The sequence below is a fragment of the Streptomyces kronopolitis genome, assembly GCF_014646275.1.
GTDB lineage: Bacteria > Actinomycetota > Actinomycetes > Streptomycetales > Streptomycetaceae > Streptomyces > Streptomyces kronopolitis.
This window is the reverse complement of record NZ_BMND01000002.1, coordinates 19683-34035: the sequence shown is the minus strand read 5'-3', so window position 1 is coordinate 34035 and position 14353 is coordinate 19683. Positions and strand designations below refer to the sequence as shown.

General features: G+C 72.9%; 14 protein-coding genes and 1 tRNA gene. 4 read left to right on the top strand and 11 right to left on the bottom strand.

Annotated features, from left to right (window positions below):
• Window positions 1-62: 62 nt before the first annotated feature.
• Together IEY78_RS02030 and IEY78_RS02025 are read right to left on the bottom strand one after the other, a co-directional pair.
• Window positions 63-551 (bottom strand): helix-turn-helix domain-containing protein, encoded by a 489-nt coding sequence (locus IEY78_RS02030; protein ID WP_189095772.1) that lies wholly within the window; start codon window positions 549-551, stop codon window positions 63-65.
• Between the two features lie 469 nt (window positions 552-1020).
• Window positions 1021-1094 (bottom strand) — tRNA-Pro (locus tag IEY78_RS02025).
• 164 nt (window positions 1095-1258) lie between these two features.
• On the opposite strand from IEY78_RS02025, the gene IEY78_RS02020 reads away from it, so the two are divergent.
• The gene (locus IEY78_RS02020) at window positions 1259-1552 is read left to right on the top strand and encodes a YiaA/YiaB family inner membrane protein (RefSeq protein WP_189095771.1); all 294 of its coding nucleotides are present in this window, start codon (window positions 1259-1261) and stop codon (window positions 1550-1552) included.
• 140 nt (window positions 1553-1692) lie between these two features.
• Here IEY78_RS02020 and IEY78_RS02015 read toward each other — a convergent pair whose 3' ends face one another.
• Entirely contained in the window at window positions 1693-2616 is a 924-nt protein-coding gene (locus tag IEY78_RS02015) for an alpha/beta fold hydrolase (RefSeq protein WP_189095770.1), read from the bottom strand.
• 446 nt (window positions 2617-3062) lie between these two features.
• Between IEY78_RS02015 and IEY78_RS02010 the strand changes: the two genes are divergently transcribed.
• Entirely contained in the window at window positions 3063-4382 is a 1320-nt protein-coding gene (locus IEY78_RS02010) for an acyl-CoA dehydrogenase family protein (protein WP_189095769.1), read from the top strand.
• A gap of 118 nt (window positions 4383-4500) precedes the next feature.
• Here the strand turns inward: IEY78_RS02010 and IEY78_RS02005 are convergent, their stop codons facing one another.
• Genes IEY78_RS02005 through IEY78_RS01985 form a run of 5 tightly spaced genes read right to left on the bottom strand, consistent with a single transcriptional unit; the run spans window position 4501 to window position 8694 of the window.
• Window positions 4501-5106 carry a GAF domain-containing protein gene (locus IEY78_RS02005; protein WP_189095768.1) on the bottom strand — a complete coding sequence of 202 codons (606 nt, stop codon included), beginning with the start codon at window positions 5104-5106 and terminating at the stop codon, window positions 4501-4503.
• Complete coding sequence (locus IEY78_RS02000; protein ID WP_189095767.1) at window positions 5103-5723, bottom strand: GTP-binding protein; 621 nt, start codon at window positions 5721-5723, stop codon at window positions 5103-5105. Before IEY78_RS02000 ends, IEY78_RS02005 begins: the two co-directional genes overlap by 4 nt.
• Window positions 5701-6099 carry a DUF742 domain-containing protein gene (locus IEY78_RS01995; RefSeq protein WP_189095766.1) on the bottom strand — a complete coding sequence of 133 codons (399 nt, stop codon included), beginning with the start codon at window positions 6097-6099 and terminating at the stop codon, window positions 5701-5703. The genes IEY78_RS02000 and IEY78_RS01995 overlap by 23 nt, the downstream gene beginning before the upstream one ends.
• 2 nt (window positions 6100-6101) lie before the next feature.
• Window positions 6102-6551, bottom strand: a complete 450-nt coding sequence (locus IEY78_RS01990) for a roadblock/LC7 domain-containing protein (protein ID WP_189095765.1) — start codon at window positions 6549-6551, stop codon at window positions 6102-6104.
• Window positions 6541-8694 (bottom strand): sensor histidine kinase, encoded by a 2154-nt coding sequence (locus IEY78_RS01985; protein WP_189095764.1) that lies wholly within the window; start codon window positions 8692-8694, stop codon window positions 6541-6543. The genes IEY78_RS01990 and IEY78_RS01985 overlap by 11 nt, the downstream gene beginning before the upstream one ends.
• 386 nt (window positions 8695-9080) lie before the next feature.
• Here IEY78_RS01985 and IEY78_RS01980 point away from each other — a divergent pair, with 386 nt between their 5' ends.
• Complete coding sequence (locus tag IEY78_RS01980) at window positions 9081-9725, top strand: LysE family translocator (protein WP_189095763.1); 645 nt, start codon at window positions 9081-9083, stop codon at window positions 9723-9725.
• Window positions 9726-9789: 64 nt separating this feature from the next.
• On the opposite strand, the gene IEY78_RS01975 is transcribed toward IEY78_RS01980, so the two are convergent.
• Window positions 9790-10983, bottom strand: a complete 1194-nt coding sequence (locus IEY78_RS01975) for an FAD-dependent oxidoreductase (RefSeq protein ID WP_189095762.1) — start codon at window positions 10981-10983, stop codon at window positions 9790-9792.
• Between the two features lie 172 nt (window positions 10984-11155).
• Here IEY78_RS01975 and IEY78_RS01970 point away from each other — a divergent pair, with 172 nt between their 5' ends.
• Entirely contained in the window at window positions 11156-11761 is a 606-nt protein-coding gene (locus IEY78_RS01970) for a TetR/AcrR family transcriptional regulator (RefSeq protein WP_229699645.1), read from the top strand.
• A 76-nt stretch (window positions 11762-11837) separates the two neighbouring features.
• Here the strand turns inward: IEY78_RS01970 and IEY78_RS01965 are convergent, their stop codons facing one another.
• Both IEY78_RS01965 and IEY78_RS01960 read right to left on the bottom strand, forming a co-directional pair.
• Window positions 11838-13055 (bottom strand): MBL fold metallo-hydrolase, encoded by a 1218-nt coding sequence (locus IEY78_RS01965; protein WP_189095761.1) that lies wholly within the window; start codon window positions 13053-13055, stop codon window positions 11838-11840.
• A gap of 330 nt (window positions 13056-13385) precedes the next feature.
• A complete protein-coding gene (locus tag IEY78_RS01960) occupies window positions 13386-14240 on the bottom strand; it encodes a GNAT family N-acetyltransferase (RefSeq protein WP_189095760.1) in 855 nt (284 codons plus the stop codon).
• Window positions 14241-14353 lie beyond the last annotated feature (113 nt).

Below are 14353 nucleotides of genomic sequence, written 5' to 3'. Positions count from 1 at the left end.
CCTCGTGTCCGGACCGCTGCCAGGTGCCGAAGAGCTGGCCGCGCTCAGCGGTCCGTGTCGACTCACTCACCGCGCCGGTCACCGCCCTGCTCCGGCGGATCGGCCGGCAGATTCATCTGCTCCCGGAAGTGGCCGATGATCGTCGTCAGGCTGTCCTGCACCTCCGGCGGCAGCCCGACGGAGCGCAGGGCGATGGCGCGCACCCGCTGATCGCGCATGGCGGCGAGGAAGCGCACCTCCTCCTCCACCCGCGCGGCCTGCGGCTGCGAGAGGTCCCCCAGCAGATAGCCCACCGGCACCGCGAAGAACTTGGCCAGCGCGCGCAGCAGTTCCGGACTCGGGTTCGTGCGCCTGCTGTTGCGCAGCATCGACAGATACTGCTCGGTCACCTTGACCCCGCCGTACTCCTCCGCTCCCCCGCTGATCTCCTCGGCCACGAAGGCGTTGGTGTACGGGGCGCCGGGCGGGTGCATGTTCGCGAAGAGATGGTTGAGCCGCTCCGCGAGCGCGCTGCCCGCCCCCTTGGATCGGCTGTCGCCCCCCACGCTCATGCCCACCGTCCCCCCATCGACCGAGCCCAACGAACAGTTAAGGCACTGGAATTATCGCCCCCATAGTGGCACGCCGGGAACACCGTGCACCAGTCCACTTACAGACAGTAGGGGCCGACCGACTTAACCGGGAGTTGAGTGGCAGTGCGGTCATACAGAGCGTGAACAAAAGCGACCCGACGGACGGTCAGCCGGCACCGCACCCCAACCAACACCGCGGAGCGCGAAGTTCATCCGCATCTCGCGGAAGCGGGCGCCGGGCACGCGCCACGGTCACCGCCCCTCACGACGACACGGACACGGATACCCGATGGCCCGCAACCCCGGGCGAAGCGGCCGGATGCCCCACGAGACAGGACCGGCTCCTCTCCCCGCGCCGCGGGTGAGCGGACAGACACGCGGCAGGCAGACATGCGAAAGAGGCCGCTCCCCCTTACAGGGAAACGACCTCCGACCTGCGAAAAACAAGTCGGGACGACAGGATTTGAACCTGCGACCCCTTGACCCCCAGTCAAGTGCGCTACCAAGCTGCGCCACGTCCCGATGCCCGTTCCGGCCGGGATGTCCCGGCTGACCGCGCACGAGAACAATACCGCATGTCAGAGGGTGGGTGCTGCCATTTCGTGGCGCGCGGCCCCACCTGGCCGGTCGGCGAGATGAGTACCCGTACTCATGCGCCCCTGTCACCGCGCCCGCACGCTACGCACATGACCACTCCATCGATTCAGCGGCCGACGACCACGGCCTTCTTCGTGCAGTCCGCGATCTCCTTCGGACTCTCCCTGGTGGCGCTGATGATCGGGATCACCCGGCTGCCCGTGGGGCCCTGGGAGCGCGGCTTTCTCGCCCTCGGGTTGGTTTTCGTGGTGTCCTCGGCCTTCACCCTGGCCAAGTGCGTCCGCGACCGCCAGGAGGTCGCGGAGGTGACGAACCGGGTGGACAAGGCCCGGATCGACAAGATCCTCATCGAGCAGGACGTCTTCCACCCCGGGAAGGTCTGACCCGCAGAGGGCGGCCCGGCCCGGCCCCGCCGGATGACACCCGACGGCGACGGGCGGGGCGCCGGCGGCGGGGGCCCGGTTCCGCACACGGGCCCCCGGCCCCCGGTTCCGCACACAAGCCCCCGCCCCCGGCATCGGGCTCAGATGCGCTTGTCGAGCCAGGCCAGCAGGTCGTCCTGGACCTCGTCGCGATGGGTCTCGTTGAGGATCTCGTGGCGGGCGTCCGGGTAGGCCCGCCAGGTCAGATCGCGGGTGCCCAGGTAGCGGAAGTCCTCCAGGAGTTCATGGACCAGGGTCATCCCCTGGTGGCAGGGGTCCAAAGCGCCGACGGCGACATGGACGGGCAGCCCGCGCGGGATGCGGGCGAGGTTGCCCGGGTCGTTGATCTTGCGGATGGCGCGCACCCAGTCGAGGGCCAGCCCGGCGCAGAACGGGAAGCCGCAGTCCTCGTCGGCGACGTAGGCGTCCACCTCGGCGGTGTCGCGGGAGAGCCACTCGAAGCCGGTGCGGTGCGGGAAGGCGTCATTGAAGGAGCGGAAGGTGCGCGGGATGAAGGCCGACAGCGCGCCGCGGCCGTGCTCGGCGGCCTCCGCCTCCAGTTCGGCGACGGCCCCCTCGATGTCCAGGCCGGGCAGGGTCCGGAAGGTGCCGGTGAGGATCAGCCCGGCGAGGTCGGCGCCGTACTCCTGGGCGTAGTCGCGGGCCAGCAGCGAGCCCATGCTGTGGCCGAGCAGGACCAGGGGGACGCCGGGGTGGGCGGCGGCCGCGTGGTCGCCGATGCTCTTGAGGTCGCCGACGATCGCCCGCCAGGAGTCCTCGCCGACCACCCCGCGGCCACCGGTGGAGGGGGCGGTGGCGCCGTGCCCCCGGTGGTCGGAGGCGAGCACGCCATAGCCGTGGCCGGTCAGGAAGCGGGCGAAGCGGTCGTAGCGCCTGCCGTGTTCGGCGGCGCCGTGGGCGATCTGGACGAGGGCACGCGGACGGCCGGACTCCGGGAGCCAGGTATAGGTGGCGATCCGGGCGCCGTCCGGGGCCTGGTGGACAGCTGGCTGCATGGCCTGCATGGCGTCGTCTCCTGACTGCCGGGGCGGTGGCTGACGGTCTCGGCGCCCACTCTTCCGCGCCGGGCGCGGGCACGCCATGGGACGCGCGCGGTGGCGCGGCCCCGACGGCAGCGCCGCGCGCAGAGCCGGGGCGCCGCGCACCGGGTCGCCGCGGCCGCTCCGCGAGGGGTCGGGGAGGCGTGGGGTGGCGCGATTCCGGAGGCCTCGGAGCCGTACCCGGGGCATCGTCGAACCAGGGGTGGTGCGGCTCTCCCGAGTGCGCCAACTCTGCGTCGGAACGCCGCCAGTTGATGTTTCGTGCGGCCCGGAGTAGGTATGCCAACGGGTATTGCACGGGGTAAGCGATAGCTCACGTTCCGGAACGTTCACTGCAGACGGCACCGCCGGTGCCGTCCCGAGGCAGGTGCGCGGCCGGCACGGAGAAGATCGCGGAGGAGGGGCTCGTCTTGCATGGCTATTTCACGGACCAGAGACACGAGGCACTCCGCAGCCGGGTGCGGGATTTCGCCGAAAGGGAGGTCCGCCCCCGGATTGCGGAGATGGAGGAGAACCGTTCCGTGTGCCGCGATCTCTCGCGCCTGATCGCCCGTCAGGGGTGGATAGGAGCCACCGTGCACCGCGCCTACGGCGGCATGGGCGCCGGGCACGTCGCCAAGACCCTCATCATCGAGGAGCTGTCCCGGGTGAGCGCCGCGATGGGCGCCATGGTGCAGGCCTCCCAGCTGGGGGTGGCGAAGATCGTCCACTTCGGCAGCGAGGAGCAGAAGAAGACCTGGCTGCCCGCGATAGCTTCCGGCGACTGCCTGCCGACCATCGCCGTCACCGAACCGCAGTCCGGCAGCCATGTGCTGGGCATGGCCTCCACCGCGGTCCGCGACGGCGACGACTACCTCCTCAACGGCCGCAAGATCTACGTCGGCAACAGCCACGTCGGCGATCTGCACGGCGTGGTGGTGCGCACCGGCGAGGGGTCCAGGGGCCTGTCGGCCTTCCTCGTCGAGTCCGACAGCCCGGGCTTCCGGGTGGGCGAGCAGCGGCCCGCGATGGGGCTGCACGGCTTCAGTTTCGGTGAGCTGTTCTTCGACAACTGCCGCGTCCCGGCGGCGAATCTGCTGGGCCGGGAGGGCGACGGACTCTCCGTCGCCTACTCCTCCAGCGTGCTGTACGGACGCCCGAACCTCACGGCCGTCTCCCTGGGGATCCATCAGGCGGTGCTGGAGGAGACGACCGCCTTCTGCGCCGAGCGGCAGCGCTACGGCAAGCCGCTGGCCGATCTGAGCACCGTCAAGCTCAAGCTCGGCCGGATCCAGTCGCGGCTGCTGCTGGCCCGGCTGTCGGCCTATCACGCGGTGCACCTGCTCGACCAAGGGCAGCCGTGCGACGCGGAGTTGATGAACGCCAAGCTGGTCAATGTGGAGTCCGCGCTGGAGTCGGCGCGCGACGCGATGGACATCCATGCCGGGTGCGGGCTGTTCACCGACCGGCCGATCGAGCGCTTTCTGCGGGACGCCCACCACATCTTCGCGCCGGCCGGCACCTCCGACATCCAGCTGCTGCGCCTGGGCGAGCTGGCCCTGGGCCGGGCGCACGGCGAGTGGTCCCGGCGCCTGGCGGACCTGCTGCGGCTGGAGCCCTCGGAGTGGCCGGAGGACGAGCCCGCCGCGGACCCGGCGCCGTTGGTGCCGGGTGAGGACGCCGCGGCCACGGTGCCGGTGCAGCGCACGGGAGAGTCGCCCCGGCAGCCGTGGTGCACCGGACGGACCTGAGCGGCCGGCCGCGTCCCCGAGTCGCGGCCGCCACCGGCCCGGAGCCCATGCGACGGCCCCGGGCCGGCCGTCCGGCACAAGGGCCGTACGCCGGGCGCCGGGGCCGGGAGCGGGCGGATCAGGGCGCGTCGGTGTGCTGCGCCTCCATGCTGTGGATCTGCTCGACGAGTTCGGCCGCCATCGCCTTGATGGTCTCCAGCCCCTCCCGCCCCCAGGGGCGCGGTTCGAGGTCCACGACGCAGACGGTGCCCAGCGCCATCCCCGTACGGTCGATCAGCGGCGCACCGAGGTAGGAGCGGATGCCGATCTCGTCGACGACGGGGTTGCCGGCGAACCGCGGATAGTCACAGACGTCCTCCAGCACCAGGGCCTTGCGGCGGACGATGACATGCGGGCAGTAGCCATGGTCGCGGTCCATCACCCGGCCCGGCTGTGCGCTGGCCGGCGCCGGGCCCAGCTCGACGGCCCGGTCCTGGTCGGGCGTGTAGAGGCCGGCGAAGTACTGCCGCCGCTCGTCGATGAAGTTGACCATCGAGTACGGCGCGCGGGTGGTCCGGGCGAGCTTGCGGGCGAACTCGTCGAACGCCGGCAGCGGCGACTCGCCGATCCCCAGCGCGCGCAGCCGGGCGACGCGGGCGGGGGCCTCATCGTCCTGCGGGGTGAGCAGCAGATGCCGGGTCGGGTCGTAGGAGGTGTAGGGAACGCGGGAGGCGGGGTGGTTCATGGCAGCTCCGGGGTCGCGGCGAGGGCGGGGGTGAGCAGATGCTGGACGAGTGCCACCAGGACGCGGGTCGCCGAGCTGCTCCGTCGGGCGTCGCAGAGCACGACGGGGACGTCCGGGGAGAGGTCTATCGCGCTGCGGACCTCGTCCGGTGCGTAGTGGTAGGCGCCGTCGAACTCGTTGACGGCGACGATGAAGCGGATGCCGCGCCGTTCGAAGAAGTCGACGGCGCCGAAGCACTGGTCCAGCCGCCGGGTGTCGGCGAGGATCACCGCGCCGAGCGCGCCGTTGGACAGCTCGTCCCACATGAACCAGAAGCGCTGCTGCCCGGGCGTCCCGAAGAGGTAGAGCAGATGCGCGGGGCTGAGGGTGATCCGCCCGAAGTCCATGGCGACGGTGGTGGTGCTCTTGTCCTCGACACCCGCCAGATCGTCGGTGCCGACGCTGATCTGGGTGAGCAGCTCTTCCGTGCTGAGCGGCTCGATCTCGCTGACCGCTCCGACGAAGGTCGTCTTGCCGACGCCGAAGCCGCCCGCGATCAGGATCTTGAGCGCGGTGGGGAAGACATCGGCCCCGGGATCCCCCGGGGCCGGGAGGTCACAGTCGTTTGCGAAGTCCATTCAACACCGCCTCCAGCAGGGCTCGGTCGGTACGGGACGCGGCCCCTGCCGAAACGGCCGCGGGGGCCCGCGCGGTGAGCGCCCCGCAGTCGACGAGGTCGGCGAGGAGCACCTTGGTGACCACGGCGGGCAGCCGTATGTGGGCGGCGATCTCCGCCACGGAGACCGGCCCGCCGCACAGCCCCAGCACCTGGGCGTAGTCGGGCCCCTGGCAGGAGACGGGCCGCCGGCCGGTGGCCATCACCATCGTCAGCAGGTCGAAGTGCGCCGTCGGACGGGTGCGGCCGTTGCTGATGGTGTACGGGCGGACCAGCCGGCCCGCCGCGTCGTCGTACCAGGGTTCCCCGCCCTGCCGCCGTCGGCGACGCACGGCCATGGTCATCGACCACCCGCGGGGGCCTGGTGGCGGGCGGGCGTGGACAGGTACGGGCGGACGCTCTTGACCAGCATCGACATCTCGTAGCCCAGGACCGCCACATCGGCTTCCCGGCCGGCGAGCACGGCCAGGCAGGCGCCGGATCCGGCGGTGGAGACGAACAGGAAGGTGGACTCCAGCTCGACGACGACCTGGAGGACGTCGTCGCCCTCCCCGAAGCGCACCCCCGCGCTGCGGGCGAGGGAGTAGAGGCCGGAGGACAGGGCCGCCATGTGGTCGGCGCTGTCCGGGTCGAAGCCGTGGGCGGCCTTGACCAGGCCGTCCGAGGTCAGCAGCAGCGCACTGCGGGCGTGCGGCACACGCTGGACGAGCCCGGTCAGCAGCCAGGACAGGTCGGTGTGCTGGCTTCCTTGCAGTTGCGAATGCGCCTGCGCACGCACATCACTCACCATGGTTGCGGTCGTCTCCTCGGGGGCGGGCCATCGGGGCGTCGTGGTCACGGTCGTAGAGAAGGTCGTTGCCGGCCGGGGCGGCGGTGTCGCCGCCCTGGGCCGGGGGGATGAGGTGCTCGCCGGTGTCGCCGGCGTAGCAGTCGTCGGCGAGGCTGAATCCGCGCCGGAAGGCGGCCATCAGGCCGGGGTCGTGCTCGGGTTCGGGGCCGGTCCGGCGGGTGGCGGACGGCAGGATGGGCTCGCCGCGCAACTCGGGGACGAGATGGGTCTGCTTGCGCCGCCGGGGCAGTCGGGGGCGGGCGCTGTTGTCCACCACCGGTGGCGCGGGCGGCAGCACGACCGGGCCGGGGTCGGCCGGGCGGTCGGCGGGAGCGAGCTCGCGGGGGTGCGGCTCGGGCAACTGGGCGTCGGCCATGGGGACTTCAGGGGTGCGGACGCCGGAGGCGTGAACGAGCCGGCGACGGGCGGCGCCGGAGTCGGGCCCGGGCTCGGCGGAGACGGGGGTGGGCGCCGGAATCCCGTCCGTACGGTCGTCGTAGCCGCGCGGCGTCAGGTCGAGCGCGTGGTCCTGGGCGGGGACGGGGCGGGGGACGGCCACCGTCCACGAATCGTCGGCCGCGGGCTCACGGTGGTCACCGCGGTCGGGAACGTCGTGCCGGTCGTGAGGCTCGTGCCGGTCGCGGAGGTCGTACGGGTCGTGGAGGTCGTACCGGTCATGGGGCTCGTACCGGTCATGGGGCTCATGGTGGTCCCGGCGGGCGTGCCGGGCCGGGCCGGTCTCGCGGGTGTCGGTGTATCCGGTGCCGTCGCTCCCGTCGTGCGCCGGCGCCGGCCCGGTGTCCGGGGAGTCGGCGGACGACGCGTCCGCATCACCGCTCTCCCCCGCGGCCGGTTCGGCGCCGAGCAGCGCCTGGGGCACGATCAGGACGGCCTGGACGCCGCCGTAGATGTTGCTCTGCAGCCGGACAACGATGCCATGCCGCCGGGCGAGCGAGGAGACCACGAACAGCCCGATGCGGCCGTCGCTCAACAGCTCGGCGACATCGACGTGTTCGGGGTCCGCCAGCAGCCCGTTCATCCGGCGCTGCTCGTCCGCCGACATCCCCAGCCCGCGGTCCTCGACCTCGACCGCGAGTCCGGCGGTGACGAGCTGCGCGCGCAGCAGCACCGGGGTCTGCGGGGCGGAGTAGATCGAGGCGTTCTCGACGAGTTCGGCGAGCAAATGGATGACGTCGGCGACGGCGTGGCCGCGCAGGGTGCCCTCGATCGGCGGCACCAGCTTGATCCTCGGGTACTGCTCGACCTCGGCGATCGAGGAGCGCAGTACCTCGGTCAGGGACACCGGGCGGCTCCACTGGCGGCGCGAGATGGCGCCGCCGAGCACGGCGAGGTTCTCGGCGTGCCGGCGGATGCGGGTGGCCAGATGGTCGACGTGGAAGAGGCCCTTGAGCAGGTCCGGGTCCTCGACCTGGTTCTCCAGCTCGTCCAGCAGCTCGATCTCGCGGTGGACCAGGGACTGCAGCCGGCGGGCGAGGTTCACGAAGACCTCGACCTTCTGTTCGCTGCCGCTGGCGTTGCTGCGGGCGATGGCGACCGCGTCGATGACGGCGGACTCGGCGGCCCGGCCGGCGGCGGCGACCTCGTGGGCGAGCAGGTCGAGGGTGTCGCCGGTGGGCGCGGGAGTCGTGTCGGGTTCGCGGCGCTGGAGCCATTCGCCCTGCCGCACCCGGTCCAGCAGGGCGTAGAGGTCGGACTGGCTGCGGGAGCAGACCTCGCGGAGCCGGTCGTAGCGGGCCACGGCGGCGCGGGACTCGGCGTGGGCGGCGGCGGCCGCGGTCAGCACGATGACGCAGACCAGAGCGAGCGCGCCGGCCAGCACCACGCCTTCCCGCCCGGTCAGCCGGGCGCCGCCGGACTCCACCACGAACGCGGCGGCCGCGGTGCAGACGACGGCGACGAGGAGGCAGGGCACGGCGGCGAGCCTGACCAGCCGTGACCGTATCGCCGCATCGGTGGCCGACTCGGGGGACGGCGCCCGGCCGTGCCGTCCGCCGTCACGCTCCCGCCGCCGGGTAGAGCTGGGGACAGGAGCGGCCCCCGGGGAGCTGTGGGGTCCCGGGGACCTCTCAGGCTCCTGGGACATCTGGGTCCCCTGGGGGAATGCGGTAGGCATCGGCGCCCTCCGGATCGGCCGTTGGCAGTTCGCGGAGCACGCACGCTAGTTGTTGCGGGGGTAGTGTCCGGAGCCACTTCGGGCTTTCGCTACCCCACGCCACCTCCTTGAGTGGGCGAAGCGCGCACATCAGTGCGACGCAATCCGAACTTCCGTCCAGCGAGGTGGAGTTACCGACTCCGGATGCTCGTCTCCGGGGCTCACGGCAGCGTCCGCGGCCGCGCGGCACAGCGGGCCCGGCCCGGTGAGCGGGGGACCGGGCCGCGAGGCATCCGTTGCCGCCCGCCGCCCATCACTGACGCTTCCCGCCATCCGGCTGGTTCAATGGCCGCCGAGCGAGAGACGAGGTGAGAGACATGGTGAGTACCGACCGGATCCTGGCGTTCGCGGCGATGTCGCTGCTGGTGATCGTGATCCCGGGGCCCAGCGTGCTGTTCGTGATCGGCCGGGCGCTGGCCCACGGCCGGCGGACCGCCCTGGCGACGGTCCTGGGCAATGTGCTGGGCTCCTACCTCCTGGTGGCCGCGGTCGCGCTCGGCCTCGGCTCGCTGGTGGAGCGGTCCGCCACGGTCTTCCTCGCCGTGAAGCTGGCCGGTGCGGCCTACCTGGTCTTCCTCGGCGTCCAGGCCTTCCGGCACCGCAAGGACATGAAGCTGGGGGCCGTGGCAGCAGCCGCGCCGAGGGCCCGCGGCGATCTGCGGACGATCGCCGACGGCCTCCTGGTCGGCGTCACCAACCCCAAGGGCATCGTCTTCTTCGCCGCCGTGCTCCCCCAGTTCGTGGACCCCTCGGCGGGCGGGCTGCCCGCCCAGATGCTGATCCTGGGCCTGGTGCCGATCTGCATCGGCCTGATCACCGACACCGTGTGGGGGCTGACAGCCTCGGCGGCCCGCGGCTGGTTCGCCCGCTCCGAGCGCCGGCTGTCGATGATCGGCGGGGCCGGCGGCTTCGCCATGATCGGCCTGGGAGTGACGGTCGCGGTCACCGGCCGCGCGGACTGACCGCGGCGCCCCGCCGCCCGCGCCCCTCGCGCCGCCGGGTGCGCCGGCCGGCGGCGCGGCGCGCTCACCGGTTGCCGTAGGCAGCGGCGGCGCGCCGGTACTCCTCCTTCTCCCGGCCGAAGTCGGGCACATCGGCGGCGGTGCGGTCGCCCGGGCCGAAGACCCGGGCGAGGATGTCCGCGCCGTCACCGAGCGCGGCCGCCCGGGGCAGCATGACCTCCTCGTACGCGGTCACCGCCGCGTCGACGGTGTCGTGGCGGGCCAGGGCCAGCGCGAGTTCGCAGCCGTCGAGCATGGCGAGGTTGGCGCCGTTGCCGCCGAAGGGCGACATCAGATGGGCGGCGTCGCCGAGCAGGGTGACGCCGGGGGTGTGCGGCCAGGTGTGCGGGGCGGGCAGGACGAACAGCGGGCGGTGGACGTAGGGGCCGTCGTTGTCGGTGATCAGGAGGCGCAGCCGCTCGTCCCAGCCGGTGAACTGCTCCAGCAGGGCGGCGCGTACGGCCTCGGTGTCGCCGGGGAGGCCGGCCGGGCGGCCCCCTTCGCTCTCCTCGCGGACGGCTATGTAGGCACGCACATGCTGGTTGGCGTTGCGCTGCGCGAGCAGGCCCTTGTGGTCGCCGGTGGCGAAGGTGTGCCCGTCGCCGACGAGTGCGGCGACCTCGGGGTGGTCGGTGTCGACGCGGTCGAAGTGGGCCTCGATGAAGGTCACTCCGGAGTGGACCGGCACGGCGTCGCTGACCAGCGGCCGCACCCGCGACCAGGCCCCGTCCGCGCCGATGACGAGATCGGCGTCGGCGGTCGTGCCGTTGTCGAAGGTCAGGCGGTGGGTGCCGTCCGGGAGGGCGGCGGCGGAGCGAAGGGCGTGGCCCCACCGGACGGTGCCGGGGGCGAGGGAGTCGGCCAGGAGCGTGCGCAGCGGTCCGCGGTCGATCTCGGGAGCGGCGTCCTCGTCCGCCGGGGGCGTGTAGTCGGCGAGGACCTCGCCATGACGGTTGAGGGCGCGCTTGGCCTGCCCTTCCGGGCGGGACAGCGCGAAGAACTCGTCGAGCAGGCCGGCTTCCGCGAGGGCGATCTGCCCGGAGTCGGCGTGCAGATCGAGGGTGCCGCCCTGGTCGCGGGCGTCGGCGGAGGCGTCGCGCTCGTAGACGGTGACCGCGATGCCGTGCCGCTCCAGGACACGGGCGCAGGTCAGGCCGCCGGGGCCGGCACCGATGACGGCGATGCGGGGTGCGGACGCGGGGGTGGGTGTGGCGTTCATGGCGGCTCCGTCGAGTCGGTCGGGAGGGTGTGCCTCGCTCCATGCGTCAGGGCGAGGGGTGCGGCCGGGCGGGGATGCGCCCCGCCACCGGCCCGACCAGAAGAGCACACTCACTAAAAAAGTGCAACGACTCAACTTTTAAAACGGGGCAACAAGTGGGTACAGTGCGGTGGTGAGCGATACACCGAAGCCCGTGGGACGACGCGAGCGCAAGAAGGCCGCCACCCGCCAGGCACTGGCCGACGCGGCCCTGGACCTGTTTCTGGAACACGGCTACGACCAGGTCAGCGTCCGGGACGTGGCCGAGGCCGCCGACGTGTCCACCACGACGCTGTTCAAGCACTTCCCCAGCAAGGAGGCGCTGGTCTTCGACGAGGACACCGACCAGCAGGCCGCCCTCGTCGCCGCGGTCCGCGAACGGCCCGCCGGCCGCTCCCTGCCCGCCGCGCTGCTCGACCACCTCCTGCGCACCCACCTCCCGACGACCGCCGACCCGGGATTCCCCCGCTACCGGCAGCTCATCCTCGGCACACCCGTGCTGCGGGAGTACGGCCACCGCATGTGGATGCGCCATGAGGCGGCCCTCGCGGAGGCGATCGCCGACGAGGCGGGCCTCCTCCAGGACGACCCCGCCTGCGCTGCGCTCGCCCATTTCGCCCTGGAAGCGGTCGCCCTCACACACGGCCGGGACGACCCCCGCACCACGCTCGAAGCCGCCTTCGCCCTCCTAGAACACGGCTGGCCGGGCCGCACCGAGGGCGCGGGCCAGGGGGCTTGAGGGGTACGGGGGCAAGCGGCGGAACGGGCGGCCGGCCCGCGGAGAACCCCGTCAGCCGGCCGCCGGGCGGCCCGTCTCAGCGGTCCGCCGCGAGGTCCACGTCCGTAGGGGCCACCACCGGGGGCCAGGCGGGCCACCCATGGGCGGGCGGTACCGCGATCGCCCGCCACCACGGGTAGACGGCCGGCGGATCGGCGGGCTCCAAGGGCTCGCCCGGCCTCGGGTGCACGGTGCTCACGCCGGCCTTGCGGGCAGCGGTCAGCGTCCAGTCGGCGGGCTCCGCCCAGGGGTGCAGCGCCAGGTTGAACGTGCCCCAGTGGATCGGCAGCAGCACCCCGCCGGGCGTTCCGCCCTGGAGGTCCACGTGGGAGCGCACGCCCTGTTCGGGGTTCATGTGGATGTCCGGCCACATGCCGGGGTGCCGGGTGTCGGAGGCGTGGTTCCTGGGCCAGAAGTCGCTGTACGCGCCGATCTGGATCATCGTGGCGTCGAACGGGCCGTGCGTCGCGCCGATCTCCGCGAAGCCGGGGAAGTATCCGGTGTCGCCGCTGTGGAAGATCCGGTGGTCGGGACCGGCGACCACCCAGGACGACCACAGGGTGTGCTGCGGGCCGCGCAGCCCGCGGCCGCAGAAGTGCTGCGCGGGGGTGGCCGTGAGGGTCAAGCCTTCGATGCGAGTGGACTCGTGCCAGTCGAGTTCGGTGATCCGCTCCGCCGGTACGCCCCAGAACTCCAGGTCGGCGCCGATGCCGAGGGGTACCACGAAAGCCGCGCCGGTGCCGATCAGCCCCTGGACCGTCGGCATGTCCAGATGGTCGTAGTGGTCGTGCGAGATCACCACGACGTCGACCGGCGGCAGCTCGTCCAGCCCGACGGGGACCGGGTGCAGCCGCTTGGGGCCGGCCCAGTCGAACGGCGAGCAGCGCTCCCCCCAGACCGGGTCGAAGAGCACCCGCCGGCCGTCGATCTCGGCCAGCACGCTCGAATGCCCCATCCAGGTGAGCCGCAGCCCGGAAGCCGGCGGGCGCCCCCACTCCTCGGCGGTCGGGCGGTGCACCGGAATCGGGCCGATCGGCGCCCGGCGCAGCCGTCCCTCCCGGCTCAGCTGCGCCCGCGCCATCTCCAGCGCGGCACCCTTGGGCGGCCGTCCGGTCGGCGCCGGATTACGGAACTGGCCGTCCGCGAACTGCGGCGATCTGCGCATTCTGGCCAGCCGCTCTCCCGTGGGTTCGATGCCGAAGCTCGCGGGGCGCAGCGCGGAAAGGCCAGCGCGGCGGGGACGGGAACCGGTCACGGCACCTCCATGGTCAGGGCGAACACGTAGTGATGACGGGCCGCCCGCAGGCGGCAGGTTCCGGCACACCGCGCCACTCGGCACCGTCGTACGGCTTCCGCACCACGGCACCCGGACTCCACACCATCACCCTCTGAGGAAAACCGCGCGACCGGCCGTGACATTCCGGGGATCGGAGGTGATTTTGCGCGGTAAGGCCGCGGCGCCTCCCGATGTGGGACTTTTCGGCACCCCGGACGCGTCCGTCGCGGTGAGCCGCGGCGCCCCGGAGGACGGCGCCCGCCGGTCGCCGCACCCGTCGCGAGCCCGCCATGATCCAAACGACACCCCCTACTCCCGCCCGAATTCCAGGACGAGCTGATCCTCGACCGGGCGGTAGCCCAGCCGCCGGTAGAGGGCGTTGCTGGTGGGGTTGGCAAGGTCGGTGAAGAGCAGCACCTCCCGTGTGCCGCGGGCCCGTACGGAGCGGGAGACGGCGGCCGTCACCGCTCCCGCGTAGCCGCGTCCGCGCAGCTCGGGCGGGGTGTAGACGGGGGCGATACGGGCCGCGCCGGCCAGCGGGGCGGTGTGGCAGGCCATCGACACGGGGCGGCCGCCGCTCTCCCACAACAACCAGCGGCCGCCGGCGATCCGCTCGTCGACCGCGCGGGCGCCGTCCGGCGGGGTACCGCCGATCTCCGTGGCGAAGGCGGTGGACCAGGCGAGCAGCAGATCCCGGTCGGCGGTCGTGGCGCGCCGGGCGGTGCCCGCCGGTGCCGGGGACGGCTCGATCAGCCGGTCCAGCCGGTGCAGGCGCAGGCGCTGGACGCAGGTCACCGGGCCGCCGTGGTGCCGCTGCCAGGCAGCGGAGACCGCCTCGGCCACCGCATGCCCGGCCTTCACCCCCGGGATCCCGCTCCGCTTCGCCACCAGCGTCTCCACCAGTGCGTCCGCGGCCTCGTCCGGCATCGGTGACAGCAGCGCGGTCCGCGGCGGGGTCCACACGTACGCGGCGCCGACCGGCGCCGCTTCGCCCGGCCGCCACCAGCCGAACTCCGGCGCCCGTGCCCCGTACGCGTCCGCGCCGGGCGAGCGCAGCGACGACACCACCGACAGCAGCACCGTGTGCCGGACCGGCCGGGAGCGCAGGAACGCCCCCGCGGCCGCCTCGAAGGTCTCGGGATCCTGGGTCGTGGTCCATGCCATGGCTCATCCTCGCGTGGGCCTGCGCGCGGACGCAGCCGGTTTTCGGTGGCCGGAAAGCACCTCCTCGACGGCCGTGGGCGGTGCGGGGAGGCCGGGGCGGTGCGGCCGAGTGC